This window comes from Kribbella sp. NPDC051586 (assembly GCF_044453965.1).
Classification (GTDB): domain Bacteria; phylum Actinomycetota; class Actinomycetes; order Propionibacteriales; family Kribbellaceae; genus Kribbella.
In genome coordinates, this window is record NZ_JBITDF010000003.1 from 553,600 (window position 1) to 571,365 (window position 17,766).

General features: G+C 69.8%; 10 protein-coding genes. 4 read left to right on the forward strand and 6 right to left on the reverse strand.

Annotated elements, in window-relative coordinates; genetic code table 11:
* Positions 1 to 10 precede the first annotated feature (10 nt).
* Positions 11 to 895: an NAD-dependent epimerase/dehydratase family protein gene (locus ACIA58_RS21515; protein ID WP_396405502.1), complete on the forward strand. Its 885-nt coding sequence runs from the start codon at positions 11 to 13 to the stop codon at positions 893 to 895.
* On the opposite strand, the gene ACIA58_RS21520 is transcribed toward ACIA58_RS21515, so the two are convergent.
* The gene (locus ACIA58_RS21520; protein ID WP_396405503.1) at positions 847 to 2,214 is read right to left on the reverse strand and encodes an FAD-binding oxidoreductase; all 1,368 of its coding nucleotides are present in this window, start codon (positions 2,212 to 2,214) and stop codon (positions 847 to 849) included. The genes ACIA58_RS21515 and ACIA58_RS21520 overlap by 49 nt on opposite strands.
* 179 nt (positions 2,215 to 2,393) lie before the next feature.
* On the opposite strand from ACIA58_RS21520, the gene ACIA58_RS21525 reads away from it, so the two are divergent.
* Together ACIA58_RS21525 and ACIA58_RS21530 are read left to right on the forward strand one after the other, a co-directional pair.
* Positions 2,394 to 7,910, forward strand: a complete 5,517-nt coding sequence (locus ACIA58_RS21525; protein WP_396405504.1) for a carboxyl transferase domain-containing protein — start codon at positions 2,394 to 2,396, stop codon at positions 7,908 to 7,910.
* Positions 7,911 to 7,931: 21 nt separating this feature from the next.
* Positions 7,932 to 10,070, forward strand: a complete 2,139-nt coding sequence (locus tag ACIA58_RS21530) for a transglycosylase domain-containing protein (RefSeq protein ID WP_396405505.1) — start codon at positions 7,932 to 7,934, stop codon at positions 10,068 to 10,070.
* A gap of 126 nt (positions 10,071 to 10,196) precedes the next feature.
* Here ACIA58_RS21530 and ACIA58_RS21535 read toward each other — a convergent pair whose 3' ends face one another.
* The 4 genes from ACIA58_RS21535 to infA all read right to left on the reverse strand — a co-directional run bounded on the left by ACIA58_RS21535 (position 10,197) and on the right by infA (position 13,276).
* Complete coding sequence (locus tag ACIA58_RS21535) at positions 10,197 to 11,117, reverse strand: universal stress protein (RefSeq protein WP_396405506.1); 921 nt, start codon at positions 11,115 to 11,117, stop codon at positions 10,197 to 10,199.
* Positions 11,114 to 12,583: an amino acid permease gene (locus ACIA58_RS21540; protein ID WP_396405507.1), complete on the reverse strand. Its 1,470-nt coding sequence runs from the start codon at positions 12,581 to 12,583 to the stop codon at positions 11,114 to 11,116. The genes ACIA58_RS21535 and ACIA58_RS21540 overlap by 4 nt, the downstream gene beginning before the upstream one ends.
* A gap of 60 nt (positions 12,584 to 12,643) precedes the next feature.
* On the reverse strand, positions 12,644 to 12,979 hold the full coding sequence (locus tag ACIA58_RS21545) for a hypothetical protein (RefSeq protein ID WP_396405508.1): 336 nt from the start codon (positions 12,977 to 12,979) through the stop codon (positions 12,644 to 12,646).
* A gap of 72 nt (positions 12,980 to 13,051) precedes the next feature.
* The gene (infA, locus tag ACIA58_RS21550; RefSeq protein ID WP_396405509.1) at positions 13,052 to 13,276 is read right to left on the reverse strand and encodes a translation initiation factor IF-1; all 225 of its coding nucleotides are present in this window, start codon (positions 13,274 to 13,276) and stop codon (positions 13,052 to 13,054) included.
* Positions 13,277 to 13,493: 217 nt separating this feature from the next.
* Here infA and ACIA58_RS21555 point away from each other — a divergent pair, with 217 nt between their 5' ends.
* A complete protein-coding gene (locus tag ACIA58_RS21555) occupies positions 13,494 to 16,919 on the forward strand; it encodes an error-prone DNA polymerase (RefSeq protein WP_396405510.1) in 3,426 nt (1,141 codons plus the stop codon).
* 25 nt (positions 16,920 to 16,944) lie between these two features.
* Here the strand turns inward: ACIA58_RS21555 and ACIA58_RS21560 are convergent, their stop codons facing one another.
* Entirely contained in the window at positions 16,945 to 17,724 is a 780-nt protein-coding gene (locus ACIA58_RS21560; RefSeq protein ID WP_396405511.1) for a class I SAM-dependent methyltransferase, read from the reverse strand.
* Positions 17,725 to 17,766 lie beyond the last annotated feature (42 nt).

The following is a 17,766-nucleotide window of genomic DNA, read 5'->3' on the forward strand; positions in this document are numbered from 1 at the left end:
ATCTGCAACGATGAAGAACATGGCACGGGTAGCGGTGACAGGAAGCAGCGGCAAGCTGGGCCGCGCCGTGGTCGACCACCTCGCGGACAACGGCTGGGACGTGGTCGCCCTCGACCAGGCTCCACCGGCGCGTGCCGACGTGACGTCGACACGGCTCGATCTGACCGATTTCGGCCAGACCTACGAGGCGATCGCGGGGATCGACGACCGGCACGACGGCGTCGACGCGGTCGTGCACCTGGCCGCGATCCCCGCGCCGGGCCTGCGGCCGAACGCGGCGACGTTCCACAACAACATGACCTCGACGTACAACGTCTTCTCCGCCGCACTGCGGGCCGGCGTCCGGAACATCGTCTGGGCGTCGAGCGAGACCGTGCTCGGCCTGCCGTTCGACGAGTTCCCGCCGTACGTCCCGGTGGACGAGGACTACCCGCCGCGACCGAACAGCACCTACTCGCTGGTGAAGACGCTGGAGGAGGAGATGGCCCGGCAGCTGTGCCGGTGGCATCCGGACCTCAAGCTGATCGGGCTGCGGTTCTCCAACGTGATGTACCCCGAGGACTACGCCCGCTTCCCGTCGTTCGACGCCGACGCCCAGGCCCGCAAGTGGAACCTCTGGGGCTACATCGATGCCCGCGACGGCGCGCAGGCGGTCCGCAAGGCACTCGAGTACGGCGTGACCGGGACCGACGTCTTCATCGTCGCGAACGCGGACACGGTGATGTCACGGCCCAACGAGGAACTCCTCGCCGAGGTGTTCCCCGGTGTCGAGGTGAAGCGGCCGTTCGGGCCGAACGAGACGCTGCTGTCGATCGACAAGGCGCGGCGCCTGCTCGGCTACGAACCTCAGTTCTCCTGGCGGGGACCGAACGGGAAGAGCGTGTCCGGGTCGTAAACAGCGCGGAGCTCGGCCAGCCGCGCGAACGTCTCCGCGGGCCACGACGCCTCGTACGATCCGGGCACCGTGAACCCGCCGGCGAAGTTCGGCGTGTTGGCCGCCGAGATCCACGGCCGCAGCGGGGTCAGCAACTCGTCAACCGTTGCCGGAAGCACCTTTTCGAACAGGCTCGGATCCGGTACGCCGATCAGCGTCATCGTGCACGCGCCGCCGCGCCCGCCGACCGCACTGCCCCCGGGCACGTCCCGTTCGGTCGCGCCACCGAGGTGCCGGATCTCGACCGCGATCAACGGGATCTGCTGCTCCGGACCGGCCGCCGCCAGGAAGGCCGCGACGAAGCCGGCGTCCAGCTCGTCGAGCATCATGCCGCGATCCCACGACGGCGTGGGCGCCTTCGGGTCGTTGTGGATCAGCGGAATGTCGCTCGCGGGCATCTCGCCGAGCGCGTCGATCAGCGTCGCACCGGCGTCGCGGATCGGCTGGAAGAGCCGCTTGCCCTCGGCCGGATCACCGACGTACGCGAACCGCACGCTGAGCACCGTCTTGCCGCGCAGCGGCTCCGGGATGAACTCGAGCGGCGGCAGGCGCAGGATCACGACCGACGAGTTCGCGCTCTCCGGGAGCGTCTTCGTCCACTCGGTCCAGGTACTGAAGACGGGAGCGATGTGCTCCGCGTCGAAGAACACCGACCCGCCGTACAGAGTGCTGAGCTCGACCAGCTCGAAGTCCATCGCGGTGACGATGCCGAAGCCGCCCTTGCCGCCGCGCAACGCCCAGAACAGGTCTGCGTTCTCAGTGGCATTGGCCGTCACCGGACCACCGGCCGTGACCACTCGGAACTCGCGGGCCCAGTCCGACGAGAAGCCGTACGTCCGCGCGAGCGGCCCGAGTCCACCACCGAGCGTGTACCCGATACAGCCGACGACGTCCGAAGCGCCCGCGATCGGCGCCAGCCCGTGCGGTGCGGCGGCGCTGATGACATCGGCCCACACCGAGCCGGCGTCGATGTGCGCGACCCTGGTCTCCGGGTCGACGGTCACGCCCTTGAGCCGGGAGGTCGTCACCACGATCCCGTCCTGGATCGGGTTCGGCACGCCGTGCACGGTCGCGAGCACGCGGACCGGCGTACCGGTCTCCGCGGCTGCCTGGACCACGGCCACCGCGTCGTCCTCGGACGTCAGCCCGACGACCACGTCGGGACTGTGCGTGACCGCCAGGTTGAACCCCGACAGCTCCTCCGCGAAGCCCTCCTCGCCGCGCGCGAGCACCGGGCCCGCGACCGCTCCCCGCAGCCGGCCGATCAATTCATCCGTCACGATGCGTCCCCTCCGTCGACTGCCCGGAAGTCTTTCACCAGGCCGGGGTCAGGCTCGGACGACGGCGCAAACACGCCTGAAAGGGGGGCCGACTCGACGGTAACGGGCATGGGCTGAAAACCTGTGCCAGCAGGAGGCGATCCCTTCTGTACAAGCAAGGTGAGACACGGAGGCGGTCGATGTTCAAGCGTATCGCGATTGTGAACCGGGGCGAGGCCGCCATGCGGCTGATCAATGCGGTCCGGGAAGTCAACGCCGAGGGCGGTGACCCGATCGAGACCGTGGCCTTGTTCACCGAGGGTGAGCGGACCGCAACCTTCGTGCGCGCGGCGGACATCACCTATCCGCTCGGCCCGGCGTCGGCCCGGCCGTACCTGGATCTCGCCGTCCTCGAGCGGGCGCTCCGCGAGAGCGGCGCCGACGCGGCCTGGGTCGGCTGGGGCTTCGTTGCCGAGGACCCCGCGTTCGCCGAGCTGTGCGACCGGATCGGCGTGACCTTCATCGGTCCGTCGGCCGAGGCGATGCGCAAGCTCGGCGACAAGATCGGGTCGAAGCTGATCGCCGAGGAGGTCGGCGTACCGGTCGCGCCGTGGAGCCGGGGTGCGGTCGAGTCGCTCGAGGCCGCGCTCGAGGCGGCCGACCGGATCGGCTACCCGTTGATGCTCAAGGCAACGGCTGGTGGCGGTGGCCGCGGTATCCGCGTGGTCCGCACCGCCGACGAGCTGTCCGACGCGTACGCGCGCACCAGTGACGAGGCTGCGCGCGCGTTCGGTAGCGGCGTCGTGTTCCTGGAGCGGCTCGTCACCGGCGCGCGGCACGTCGAAGTACAGGTGATCGCGGACGGCCAGGGCACCGCGTGGGCGCTCGGCGTCCGGGACTGCTCGGTGCAGCGCCGCAACCAGAAGGTGATCGAGGAGTCCGCCTCCCCGCTGCTGTCCGCGTCGCAGGTCGACGATCTGAAGGCTTCCGCCGAGCGGCTGGCGCTCGCGGTCGGCTACAAGGGCGCTGCGACGGTCGAGTTCCTGTACCACCCGGGTGAGAAGTCCTTCGCGTTCCTCGAGGTCAACACCCGCCTCCAGGTCGAGCACCCGATCACCGAGCTGACCACCGGGTTCGACCTGGTGAAGGCCCAGTTGCAGGTCGCGTCCGGTGGCCGGCTGGAGGGCGTCAAGCCGGTCGAGAGCGGTCACGCCGTCGAGGCCCGGTTGAACGCCGAGGACCCGGACCGCGACTTCGCGCCGTCGCCCGGGCGCATCGCCGTACTCGACCTGCCGGCCGGACCCGGGATCCGGGTGGACACCGGGGTGAGTGCCGGCGACAGCATCCCGGCCGACTTCGACTCGATGATCGCGAAGATCATCGGGTACGGGCGGACCCGCGAGGAGGCGCTGGCCCGGCTGCGGCGCGCGATGCAGGCGACGACCGTGCTGATCGAGGGCGGCGCGACCAACAAGAGCTTCATCCTCGAGCTGCTCGACCAGCCCGAGGTGATCGACGGCAGCGCGGACACCGGCTGGATCGACCGGGTCCGCGGCGAGGGCCGCCTGATCTCGCACCGGCACTCCGGTATCGCGCTGGTCGCGGCGGCGATCGAGGGGTACGAGGACGCCGAGCGCGTCGAGCGGACCCGGCTGCTGGAGACCGCGCACGGCGGCCGCCCGCAGGTGCAGCACGAGGTCGGTCGCGCGATCGATCTGAAGCTGCGCGGCGCGAGCTACCGGGTGACGGTGGCGCGGATCGGCCCGGAGCGGTTCCGGGTCGGCGTGGGCAACGGCAGCGGCCACCTGAAGGTCGTCGACGCCGAGCTGGAGCGGCTGGACGACTACACGAGCCGTCTGGTCGTCGGTGGGCAGCGGTTCCGCCTGGTGACAGCGACCCACGGTCCGGTGCACCTCGTCGAGGTCGACGGCGTGACCCACCGCGTCAGCCGCGACGAGGGCGGCGTACTGCGTTCGCCCGCGCCGGCGCTGGTCGTGGCGACGCCGGTGCAGACCGGCGCCGAGATCGAGGCCGGTGCGCCGGTGCTCGTGCTCGAGAGCATGAAGATGGAGACGGTGCTGTACGCGCCGTTCAAGGCGACCGTGAAGGAGCTGCTGGTCTCGACCGGCAGCCAGGTGGAGACCGGCGCTCCGCTGCTCCGGCTGGAGCCTGTCGCCGACGAATCAGGCGCGGAAGAAGTTGCTCCGACCACGAACGGCGTACAGCTGGATCTGCCCAACGGCTCGGGGGAGAAGTCCGCGGCCGAGCGGGTGGAGCGCGGGCTGGACGACCTGCGGAGCATGCTGCTCGGGTTCGACATCGACCCGCAGGACGAGGGCGGCATGCTGGCCGACTACCTCGCCGCGCGGGCCGAGCTCGCGCATCAGCTCGCCGAGCCACCGGTCGGGCCCGAGATCGAGCTGCTCACGGTGTTCGCCGACTTCGCCGAGCTCAGCCGGAACCGGCCGGCCGGCACGGACACGACCATCGAGAACCGGGTGCACAGCCCGCGCGAGTACTTCTACACCTACCTGCAGAGCCTCGATCCGGACCGTGGCGGGTTGCCGGCCGAGTTCCAGGCCCGGCTGACGCGAGTGCTGAGCAACTACGGCGTCACCGGTCTGGAGCGCAGCCCTGAGCTGGAAGAGGCGGTCTTCCGGATCTTCCTGGCGCAACAGCGGTCGAGTCCTGACGTCGTGCTGGTGACGTCCGTGCTGCAGCGGTGGATCGCCGAGCCGCTGCCGGAGGCGCCGCTCGACGAGTCCGTGCACGAGCTGCTGGACCGCCTGGTGCTGGCCACCCAGCTGCGCTTCCCCGTCGTTGGCGACCTGGCCCGGAGTGTCCGGTTCCGCTGGTTCGACCAGCCGCAGGTCGACGCCGAGCGCGCGTCGATCATCGCCGGCGTGAGCGACGAGGTCGCCGATCTGGCCGCGCACCCGGACGCGCTGGACCGGCAGCAGCGGATCGACGCGCTGGCCGCGATCCCGGAGCCGATCGTCCGGTTCCTCGCCCAGCGGCTCGCGGGCGGCTGGGGCGACCGCGAGCCGATGCTCGAGGTGCTCGTCCGGCGGCACTACCGCGAGTACGAGCTGCACGACCTGCGCGAGTTCGCCGTCGACGGGCGCCCGGTCGCCACCGCCGACTACTCGATCGACGACCGTCCGAGCCACCTGGTCACGACGGTCGGGACGGTGGCCGAGCTCGCCGACCGCGATAGCGCTCTGTCGCGCGCACTGACCGCGCGGGTCGACGCCCGCACGGCCGGCCACGAGGCCGTCATCGAGCTCTACCTGTACGGGCCGGACCTGCCGGAGTCGCAGCAGGAGGCCTCCGACCTGTACCGCCGGATGGTCGCCGACCTCCCGGTCGCCCAGCGCGTACGCCGGATCTCGGTCGCGGTCGCATCGGGACAGGACCACACGGTGTCGTACTTCACCTATCGCCCGGCCGGCGGGTCGATGGCCGAGGACGACAACGTCCGCGGGGTCCACCCGATGGTCGGTCGCCGCCTGAACCTGTGGCGGCTGCGCGACTTCCGGATCACCCGGCTCGAGGCACCTGAGGACGTCCTGCTCTACTACTGCGTCGCGCGGGACAATCCGGCCGACCGGCGGCTCGTCGCGCTGGCCCAGGTTCGACAGTTCGCCGTGGTCCGGGACGAGGACGGCCAGGTCACGTCGCTGCCGCACGCGGAGCGCGCCATCGCGAACTGCCTGGAGGCGATCCGCCGGGCCCGCTCGGCCCGCGGAGCCGCCGGCGCCAAGCTGGACATGAACCACGTCTGGGTGCAGATCTGGCCGGTGGTCGACGTTCAGGTCGACGAGGTGACCGCGTTGCAGCGCAACATCGCCCCGATGACCGCTGGCGCCGGGATCGAGGAAGTCCTGGTCCAAGGCGACGTCGTGGCGCCGGACGGCTCGATCAACCCGGTCGCGGCCCGGTTCTACTACCAGCACGGCGCCGGCGTCGTCACCTCGATCGAGCAGCCGCCGACCGGCCGGCTGATGCCGCTCGACGACTACGCGCAGAAGGTGCAGCGGTCCCGGCGGCGCAACACGATCTACCCGTACGAGGTCAGTGGCATGGTCGCCGGCCAGGGCGGCTCGTTCGTCGAGCACGACCTCGACGACGCCGGCAACCTGGTCCCGGTCGAGCGGCCGAAGGGCCTGAACAAGGCCGGCATCATCGTCGGCATCGTCACCACGCCCAGCGAGCGGTACCCCGAGGGTGTAACCCGGGTCGCGATGAGCGGCGACCCGACGATGGCCCTCGGCGCGGTCGCCGAGGGGGAGTGCTCGCGGATCATCGCGGCGCTCGACCTGGCCGAGCGGATGCAGGTCCCGGTCGAGTGGTACTCGCTGTCGGCCGGCGCCCGGATCTCGATGGACTCCGGCACCGAGAACATGGACTGGGTCGCGAAGGCGCTGAAGCGGATCGTCGAGTTCACCCAGGACGGCGGCGAGATCAACGTCGTCGTCGCGGGCATCAACGTCGGCGCCCAGCCGTACTGGAACGCCGAGGCGACGATGCTGATGCACACCAAGGGCATCCTGGTGATGACGCCGGACAGCGCGATGGTGCTGACCGGCAAGCAAACGCTGGACTTCTCCGGCAGCGTGTCGGCCGAGGACAACTTCGGCATCGGCGGCTACGACCGGGTGATGGGCCCGAACGGCCAGGCGCAGTACTGGGCGCCCGACCTGAAGGCGGCCCGGGACGTGCTGATGACGCACTACGACCACACCTACGTCGTGCCGGGGGAGAGCGGTCCGCGCCGGGCGCTCACGAGCGATCCGGTCGACCGCGACGTCACGCCCTACCCGCACGACGTGGCCGGGAGCGACTTCAAGACGGTCGGTGAGATCTTCTCGCCGTCGACGAACCCGGACCGGAAGAAGGCGTTCGACATCCGCACGCTGATGCGGGCCGTCACCGACCAGGACCACCCGGTGCTGGAGCGCTGGGCGGGGATGGCCGACGCCGACACGGCGGTCGTCCAGGACGCGCGGCTCGGCGGATTCCCGGTCTGCCTGGTCGGGATCGAGTCCAAGTCGGTGCCGCGCCGGGGCTTCCCTCCCACCGACGGCCCGGACACCTACACCGCGGGCACGCTGTTCCCGCGGTCGTCGAAGAAGGTGGCCCGGGCGATCAACTCGGCCAGCGGCAACCGGCCGCTGGTGGTGCTGGCGAACCTGTCCGGTTTCGACGGATCACCGGACTCGATGCGGAACCTCCAGCTCGAGTACGGCGCCGAGATCGGCCGCGCGATCGTGAACTTCTCCGGACCGATCGTCTTCTGCGTCGTCTCGCGGTACCACGGCGGCGCGTTCGTGGTGTTCTCGAAGTCGCTGAATCCGTCCATGACGGTCCTCGCGGTCGAGGGCTCGTTCGCCTCGGTGCTCGGCGGCGCGCCGGCCGCGGCGGTCGTCTTCGCCGGTGAGGTCGACGCCCGGACCGCCGCGGATCCGCGGGTCGCGACACTGGCCGAGCGGGTCGGCGAGGCCACCGGAGCGGAGCGGGCCGCGCTGGCGACGGAGCTCTCGGACGTGCGGACCGTCGTACGGGCGGAGAAGCTGGGCGAGGTCGCGACCGAGTTCGATCGGGTGCACAGCATCGAGCGGGCCCGCGAGGTCGGGTCGGTCGACGCGGTCATCAGCGCAAGGGAATTGCGGCCAAAGTTGATCGAGGCAATCAATTCCGGGGTACCCGGAAGCTGATCACTCGCCTACCCTGGAGATATGCGTGCCGGCAGGGGCGGTCGCAATTGGGCTCGGTCGTTGATCACGTTCATCGGCGTGAGCGTGCTGTCAGGCGCGCTGGCGGCGGGGCTCGCGGTGCCGTTCGCCGGGTTCGTCGGGCGCGGCTCGGCCGAGGTCGCGGCGAGCGTCGAGAGCCTGCCGAAGGAGCTCGAGGTCGATCCGGTGGCCGTCCGCAGCCGCATCCTGGCCGCGGACGGCACGCTGATCGCGACGCTGTACGAGCAGAACCGGGTCCCGGTCCCGCTCAGCACGATCAGCCCGATCATGCGCAAGGCGATCGTCGCGATCGAGGACTCCCGGTTCTACGACCACGGCGCGCTCGACCTGAAGGGCACGCTGCGCGCGATGCTGCGCAACCAGACCGAGGGCGAGGTGCAGCAGGGCGGCTCGAGCATCACCCAGCAGTACGTGAAGATGAGCCTGGTCGAGAAGGCGCGGACCGCGGCGGAGCGGGCCGCGGCGACCGCGGTCACCTACGAACGCAAGCTGACCGAGCTGCGGTACGCGATCGCGGTCGAGGACCAGCTGTCCAAGGACGAGATCCTCGAGCGGTACCTGAACCTGGTGAACTTCGGCGACGGCTCGTACGGCGTCCAGGCGGCCGCGCAGCACTACTTCCGCACCACGGCCGACAAACTCACGCTCCCGCAGGCCGCGCTGCTGGCCGGCCTGGTGAAGAACCCGACCGGGTACGACCCGACCAACGACCTGGTCCGGTCCAAGGCTCGCCGCGACGTGGTGATCAAGCGAATGCTCGAGCTCGGCGTGATCACGGTGCACCAGGCGAACGAGGCGCTGCGGACGCCGGTGATCGACCTGGCCACGGTCGAGCCGGTGCCGAACGGCTGCGCCAACTCGCGGTACCCGTTCTACTGCGACTACCTGGTCTCCAAGCTGCTGGCCAACCCGGCGCTCGGCGCGACCCCGAAGGACCGTGACCACTACCTGAAGACCGGCGGCCTGCTGATCCGGACCTCGATCGACCCGCGGATCCAGGCGGCCGCACAGGCGTCGATCGACAAGCACAGCAAGCGCAGCGACACCGCGGTCGCGGCAATCACTGTGGTCGAGCCCGGCACCGGACTGGTCAAGGCGATGGTGCAGAGCAAGCCGTACGGCAACGGGCGCAACCACACGAACTACAACTACAACGTCGAGAAGTCGTACGCCGGCGGGTTCGGCGGGTTCCAGAACGGCTCGACGATGAAGGCGTTCACGATCGCGGCGGCCCTGTCGAGGGGCATCCCGATGGACTACCGGATCAACTCGCCGGAGCAGATCGACCTGCGGAACAAGAAGTTCAAGACCTGTACGGGGTACACCCGCGATCCGACGTACCAGCCGAAGAACTCGACGCACAGCGGTGACCTGACCATGGTCGAGGCGGCGCGCTTCTCGACCAACACGTACTTCCTGCAGCTGTCGCAACGGACCGGGTTGTGCCCGATCGCGAAGATCGCGGCCAAGCTCGGGGTGTACAACGGCCAGACCGGCCAGCCGCTCGACCAGGTGGCGTCGATGACTCTGGGCGTCGGGTACGTGACGCCGCTGATGCTGTCGAACGCGTACGCGACCTTCGCGGCGCGCGGGAAGTACTGCAAGCCGCTGGTCGTCACGTCGATCCGGGACAACTCCGGCAAGGCGATCCCCGGTCCCGGCTTCGACTGCAGGCAGGCGTTGCCGCGCGCGGTCGCGGACGGGGTGAACCGGGTCCTCAGCGCGGTGATGATGCCGGGCGGCACCGGCGGCCACCTGCGCTTCGGCACCCGCGACATGGCCGGCAAGACCGGCACCATCCAGCAGAACCTGGCCGTCTGGTTCGCCGGCTACACGCCGAACCTCGCCGCGGCGGCGGTCGTCGCGGACGCGAGCCTGCCGTACACGAACCTGATGTTCCACCACACGCTGAACGGCGAGGACATCGCCGACCCCACCGGCTCCGGCACCGCCGGTCCGCTCTGGGAGTCCGCCATGCAGGGCGCCGTCCGCGGCCTCCCGGTCGAGCGTTTCGTCGCCCCGCCGAAGAAGATGATCGGCGACCCCAACCCCAAGCCGCCGGACGCCGAGAAGAAGCCCAGCACGAAACCGACCCCCAGGCCGAACACCGGCCCCCGCTGAGCCTCACTCCGGGTGGTGTGTACCGAGCGCGTTCACCTGCTCGCGGCCGTCTGCCGGAACTCGTGCTCGTCCAGCGGCTCGAGGGGATGCGTCGCCGTGGCTTGTCCTCGTCGTGGGTGAGTTCGGTCAGTCCTCAGCAGCTTGTCCGGCCAGTTCTTCGGCCCGCCGGCGCGGGACGACCAGCACCGGGACGGGGGAGTGCCGCAGGATCTTGGTCGCCCGCGATCCCAGGAAGACCCGCGCGACCGGTCCGAGCTCGCTCGACCCGACCACCAGCACGTCGCCCGCTTCCCAGCCGACCTCGTCGATCGCCTCGGCCCACGTCGTACCGGAGCCGATCACCGTCTCGACCGTGCGCGGGTGCCCGGGCAGGTCCTGCACCTGCGCGAGCGTGGCGGCCACCGCCTTGTCCAGCTCGGACCGCCACTCCTGCGTCACCAGGTCCTCGGAGTCGGTGCCGAGCCTGGTCGTGTAGGCGGGCCGGGCCCAGACCGCGAACGTTGCTATCCGCAACGATGCGTCGACGTCGGCGCTGATCGAGGCGGCCGCCAGGACGAGGTCCTCGGCGGTCCCGGTGCCGCCGAAGGCCGCGGTCACCCGGGACACCTTGCGATCCGCCGGGCACCGGAAGCCGCGCGTGGCCAGCGCGAGCGAGACAGGCGAGCTGTGCAGCAACCGGTCGGCGACGCTGCCGAGCGCGATGTGGCCGAACGCGCCGGCCGACGACGAGCCGAGCACGATCAGCCGGGCGTCGTTCTGCTCGGCCATCTCGAGCAGCCCGGCCGGCGCCGACCGGGCGCTGTGCCGGACGTACGTCGCGGGGACGTCGTCCGGCAGGAAGCTCCGGGCCCGCTCCAGCGCCTGGTCGGCACCCTGTGCCAGGAAGCCCTGGTACTCCGCGTCCACCCGCGCCATCCCAGGCATCCACGGCGCGGGTACGACGCTGCAGACGATCAGGTCGTCGCCGGCGGACCGGGCCAGCATGCCCGCCAGTTGCAGGGCCGCCTTCCCCCGCTCGTCGGAGGCGTAGCCGACGATCATCGTCATGGCTGCGGTTCGTCCTCGTCGTGGATCAGCCCGACGTGCTCGTGCCGGCCGAGGTGCGAGTGCTTGAAGCCGTAGACGAAGTACCAGACGAGGGCGACGGCGAGCCAGATCAGGAACACGTAGATCGTCACCGCGCGCAGGTCCTTGATGATCCACAGGCAGCCCAGGACCGACAGGACGGGTGTGACCGGATACCCCGGAACCTTGAAGCCACGCGGCAGCTCCGGGTGGGTACGACGCAGCACCATCACGCCGATCGACACCACCAGGAACGCGACCAGCGTGCCGATGCTGGTCATCTCGGCGAGGAAGTTGATCGGGATCAGCCCGGCCAGCAGCGCGATCAGCACGGCGACGATCAGCGTGTTCGGCACCGGGGTGTGCGTGCGCGGGTTCACCCGGTGGAACAGCTCCGGGATCATCCCGTCGCGTGCCATCGCGAACAGGATCCGGGTCTGCCCGTAGATGACGATCAGCGTGACGCTGAAGATCGAGATCACCGCGCCGGCCGCCAGCACCGTGGCCGGCCAGGATGATCCGGTCACCTTCTCCAGGATCGCCGACAGCCCGGCCTCCTGGTCCTCGAACTGGTCCGCCGGCTGCGCCGCGACCGCGACGAGCGTGACCAGGATGTAGAGCCCGGTGACCGTGACGAGCGCGATCAGGATTGCCAGCGGCATCGTCCGCCGCGGGTTCTTGACCTCCTCACCGGCGGTCGACACGGCGTCCAGGCCGATGTAGGAGAAGAAGATGATGCCGGCGGCCGAGGTGATCCCGGTGATGCCGAACGGCGCGAAGTCCGACAGGTTATCGGCGTTCCAGCCCTTGAGCCCGAGGACGACGAACAGGATCAGCACGCCGATCTTGAGACACACCATGACCGCGTTGGTCGTGGCCGACTCACTCGCGCCGCGGATCAGCAGCAGCGCGCAGAGCGCGACCAGGATGACCGCGGGCAGGTTGAACACGCCGCCTTGTTCAGGCGCCTGGGACAGCTTGTCCGGCAGGGTGAAGCCGAACAGGTTGTCGAACAACTCGTTCAGGTACTGCGACCAGCCGACCGCGACCGCCGCCGCCGATACGCCGTACTCGAGCAGCAGGCACGCGGCCACACCGATCGCGGGCAGCTCGCCCAGCGTCGCGTAGGCGTACGAGTACGACGAACCCGACACCGGGACCGCGCCGGCCAGCTCGGCGTAGCAGATCGCGGTCAGTCCGGCCACCACACCGGCGATCACGAACGACCAGATCACCGCCGGGCCGGCGACCGGGACCGCCTGCGCCAGAACGAAGAAGATGCCGGTGCCGATGGTGGCGCCGATGCCGAACATCGACAGCTGGAAGAGTCCGATCGATCGGACCAGCTCGCTCCGGCCGGTGTCGGTGCCGCTCTCCTGCGACATCTCCGGAACCGGCTTGCGGCGGAACAGTTGCTGCACGGTCATCGCCATGGCGCCTCCCGTCATGCCTGTCGTCCTCTCCGGAGTTTGGCATCGGGCGACCGATGGCGGGAACAGGCCGGGCCGTCAGAGTGGGCGGAGGTCGGTGCCCGGGACCCAGGTGATGTGACCGTTCTTGTCCCGGACCCGACCCAGCCACTCGCCGTTGTCCCGGATCCAGACGTCGAGCTCCCCGGTGGCCCAGGCGGCGCGCTGCACCGGCTGTGCCGGGTCGACGTGGCGGACGGCATCGGCCGCCCGGGGACCGTGGGCGTCGTACTGGACGTCGAGATCGGAGGCCAGCTCGTAGGCCTTCTCCTCGTCGTCGATCCCTGTTGCACGCCACCCGTTGACCGCACCGTCCCAGACGCCGAACCTGTTGGATCCGTCGTCGGACGGGCGCACCGTGAACCGACCAAGCATGTTTTCAGATTAGCGCCTGATCGAACATATGTTCTAGTCTTGATGTCGACGGGAGGTGTGTGCGATAGGCGATCAGTTCCGGTAGCGGAAGACGATCCGGCCCCGGTCGAGGTCGTAGGGGCTGAGTTCCACCAGGACCCGGTCCTCGAGGACGATCTTGATGTAGTTCTTCCGGATCTTCCCGCTGATGTGGGCGAGGACCCGGTGGCCGTTGGTGAGCTCGACCCGGAAGTTGGCGTTGCGGAGGCACTCGATGACGGTGCCCTCGACTTCGATGCCGCCTGCTGATCTGGACATAGGTGTTTCCCTTCGGGAGCTGGTCGCGGCGCTCCCGGCTGACACCTGTGTCAGTCGCCCGCCCGTGACCACGACAGGGGGAGCACCCATTGCTTCGCAGCGTTCATGGGGGCATCACCTCCAGGTGTGGTGTCACGGACCACGGCACCGTACCAAGCTGATCGCCGTCGCGGCCATCGATTTTGCGTGATCGAACAGGTGTTCTAATATGTAGTGCGTGGGCTACAACAATCCGCCGATCAAGTGGTCGGAGCTGGAGCGCAAGCTGTCGGACCGCTCCCGCCCCGGCAGCCATGGCGGACGGCCGGTGACGGGTGACGGCGGTGACAGCCCGGCGTGGTCGCAGCACCGCGGGCCGTATGTGCCTGCGCCGGCCGTCCGGCCGGAGCACGCGGTGCCGTATGCCGAGCTCCACGTGCATTCGAACTTCTCCTTCCTGGACGGCGCCTCCCAGCCGGAGGACCTGGTGGAGGCCGGGATCCGCCAGGGGCTGCACGCGCTGGCGCTGACCGATCACGACGGGTTCTACGGCGCGGCGCGGTTCGCCGAGGCCGCCGCGGCGTACTCGTTGCCGACCGTCTTCGGGGCGGAGCTGTCGCTCGGGCTGACCGGCCCGCAGAACGGCGTGGCCGACCCCGAGGGCAGTCACCTGCTGGTGCTGGCGCAGGGGCAGGACGGTTACCACAAGCTGGCCGGGGCGATCACCGAGGCGCAGCTCGCCGGTGGAGAGAAGGGGAAGCCGGTCTACGACCTGGAGGAGCTGGCTGCCGCGGGTCGGGATGAGTGGGTGATCCTGACCGGCTGTCGTAAGGGGCTGGTCCGGCAGGCGCTGGAGCTCGGCGGGCACGCCGACGGTCCGGCCGCCGCGGGGCGCGAGCTGGATCGGCTGACCGGGTTGTTCGGCAAAGATCGCGTGGTCGTGGAGCTGATCGACCACCACTTGCCCGCGGACACCACGCGGAACCGGATCCTCGCCGACCTGGCGGCTGACCGTGGCCTGCCGGTCGTTGCCACAAACAACGTTCACTACGCGACGCCGACGCAGCACAAGCTGGCCGCGGCGCTGGCCGCCGTCCGGGCGCGGCGCGATCTGGACTCGATGGACGGCTGGCTGCCACCGAGCGGGATGGCGTTCGTCCGCTCCGGCGCGGAGATGACAGCCCGCTTCCGGCGGTTCGACGGGGCCGTGGCGCGCTCGGTGACGCTGGCCGACCAGCTCGCGTTCGACCTCGCCCGCGCGAAGCCGAAGCTGCCGCTGCGCGACGTGCCCGACGGCCACAGCCCGATGTCCTGGCTGCGGGAGCTGACGTTCGCCGGCGCCGCCCGGCGGTACGGGACGCGTGAGCAGCGGCCGGATGCCTACGAGCGGCTGCAGCGGGAGCTCGACGTCATCGCGGAGAAGGGCTTCCCGGGGTACTTCCTGATCGTCGAGGACATCGTCCGGTTCGCGCACGACAACGGGATCCTCTGCCAGGGCCGCGGCTCGGCGGCGAACTCGGCGGTCTGCTACGCGCTCGGGATCACCGCGGTGGACAGCATCCTCTACAACCTGCCGTTCGAGCGGTTCCTCGCCACTACCCGGGCCGAGGAGCCGGACATCGACGTCGACTTCGACTCCGGCCGGCGCGAAGAGGTCATCCAGCACGTCTACGAGAAGTACGGCCGGCACAACGCCGCCCAGGTGGCGAATGTGATCTCCTACCGCCCGAAGTCCGCCGTCCGCGACATGGCGAAGGCGCTGGGCTACTCCGTCGGCCAGCAGGACGCGTGGTCGAAGCAGGTGGACGGCTGGAGCCCGGAGGTCACCTCGACCGAGCACGACATCCCGCCGCAGGTGGTGTCGATGGCGACCGAGCTGCTGAAGTTCCCGCGGCACCTCGGCATCCATTCCGGCGGGATGGTGCTGACCGAGCGCCCGGTCGGTGAGGTGGTGCCGATCGAGCACGCCCGGATGGAGAAACGGACGGTCCTGCAGTGGGACAAGGACGACTGCGCCTGGATGGGCCTGGTGAAGTTCGACCTGCTCGGGCTCGGCATGCTGGCCGCGCTGCAGTACTGCCTGGACACGGTCCGCGAGGAGATCGGCGAGTCGTGGGAGCTGCACACGATCCCGCGGGAGGAGGCGGGGGTCTACGACCAGCTCTGCCGGGCGGACTCGGTGGGGGTGTTCCAGGTCGAGTCCCGCGCCCAGATGGCGACACTGCCGCGGCTGAAACCGCGGAGGTTCTACGACCTGGTCACCGAGATCGCCCTGATCCGGCCCGGCCCGATCCAGGGCGGCGCCGTCCATCCGTACATCCGCCGCCGGACCGGTGAGGAGCCGATCACCTACCTGCACCCGAAGCTGCGGCCGGTGCTGGAGCGGACCATGGGTGTGCCGCTGTTCCAGGAGCAGCTGATGCAGATGGCGATGGCGGTCGGCGAGATCGACGGCGACGAGGCCGACCTGCTCCGCCGGGCGATGGGATCCAAACGCGGCATCGAGAAGATCTCGTCACTCAAGGACAAGCTGTACGCGGGGATGGCCGGCAACGGGATCACCGGGGACCTGGCCGACGAGATCTACGACAAGATCGAAGCGTTCGCGAACTTCGGATTCGCCGAGTCGCACTCGATCAGCTTCGCCCTGCTCGTCTACTCCAGCACGTGGCTGCGGCTGCACTACCCGGCCGCCTTCCTGGCCGCATTGCTGCGGGCGCAGCCGATGGGGTTCTACTCACCGCAGTCCCTGGTGGCCGACGCCCGCCGTCACGGTGTCGAAGTACGGCGTCCGGAGCTGCATCTGTCCGGGGTCGATGCGGGGCTGGAATTGCTGGTCGACGGGCAGGAGCTGAACGGGCCGACCGGTTCTCCGGGCTGTTTGGCGGATCCGCAGCCGTTGGTGGGCCCGTTCGACCCGAAGGCGCCGTTCGACACGACTGTGCACCGGCGGGACGGGGCTTTCGCGGTCCGGCTCGGGTTGTCCGAAGTGCGCACGGTGGGGGAGAAGGGCGCGAAGCTGATCGTCGAGGAGCGGGAGCGGGGTGGGCCGTTCACCGAGATGGCCGACCTGGTCCGGCGTACCGGGATCACCGCGGCCCAGGTCGAGGCGCTCGCGACGGCCGGCGCGTTCGACTGCTTCGGCCTCGACCGGCGGCAGGCGTTGTGGGAGGCGGGCCGCGCAGCCGAGGAGCGTCCGGGTCAGCTCGCCGGGATCACCGCGGCCGGCCCGCCACCGACGCTGCCCGGGATGAGCGACATCGAAGCCGACATGGCCGACCTGTGGTCCACCTCGATCACCACCTCCACCCACCCGATGGAACGCGTCCGCGAACGACTCCGCGCCGAAGGCATCCTGTCCGCCGCCCAGCTCCGCGAAGCCCCCAACGGCGCCCGCGTCCGGGTAGCCGGCGTCGTCACCCACCGCCAGCGCCCCGCCACCGCCTCCGGCGTCACCTTCATGAACCTCGAAGACGAAACCGGCATGGCCAACATCGTCATCACCGTCGGTTGCTGGCACCACCACGCCGCCGTAGCCCGCAACGCCGCCGCCCTGATCATCCGCGGCCGGGTAGAACGCGCCGGCGAAGTCACCAACCTCTCCGCCGAGCACCTCCAACGCCTCCCCCTGGCCGCCCGGACCAAATCCCGGGACTTCCGCTGACTGTTGCCGCAAGCAACTGTCTCGGCTACGGCTTGACGGCCCGGGTGGCGAAGTAACCAGGCAGGTACCGGGCCGTGGCATCCGCGTGGTGCGGGGCTTCCTCGAAGTGGGTCAGGGTGAAGCCTGCCGCGAGCTGGCCGCCGATCTGCCCGGCGAGTGAGTGGCTGTATTCGATCGGCCCGGTCCCGTACGAGCGCTGCCGCTCGTCGTCCGGCAGATCAAGGCTGCTGAACGGGAGCGGGTGGCGCACTATGAGCTCGTCCCGCTCCTCCAACGCCGTGACGTCGAAGATGAAGATGTCAGGGTTCAGGAACCCGGTCATCAGGATTCCGCCCGGGCGCAGTACGCGGAACGACTCCCGCCAGACCGGTGCAAGATCGGGGCAGAACACGTTGGACACCGGGTTGAAGACGACATCGAAGCAGGCATCGGGGAACACGCTCAGGTCGCGCATGTCGCCGAGCACGGTACGGACGGCCAGTCCCTCGCGGGTGGCGACCTCCTGGTCGCGATCCAGTTGCCGAGGCGAGTTGTCCAGTACCGTCACGGCCGCGCCCGCTGCCGAGAGCACCGGCCCCTGCTGCCCGCCGCCGGAAGCCAGGCACAGCACCTCGGCGCCGGCCAGTTCAGCCGGAAACCAGTCGCGCGGCACTGCCTCGTAGCCGATCAGGACGACGGACCAATCGCCGGCCCGTGCCCGGGCGATGACCTCCGCCCCGGCCGGCCGGGTCCACTCGTTGCTGTTCTCCACCTCGCGGTCCCAGGCGGCACGGTTGTACGCCACTGGATCAAAGCTGTCCGTCACAACGGCAAAGCCTAGGGGGCGTAGCGTCGGGGTGTGGATGAG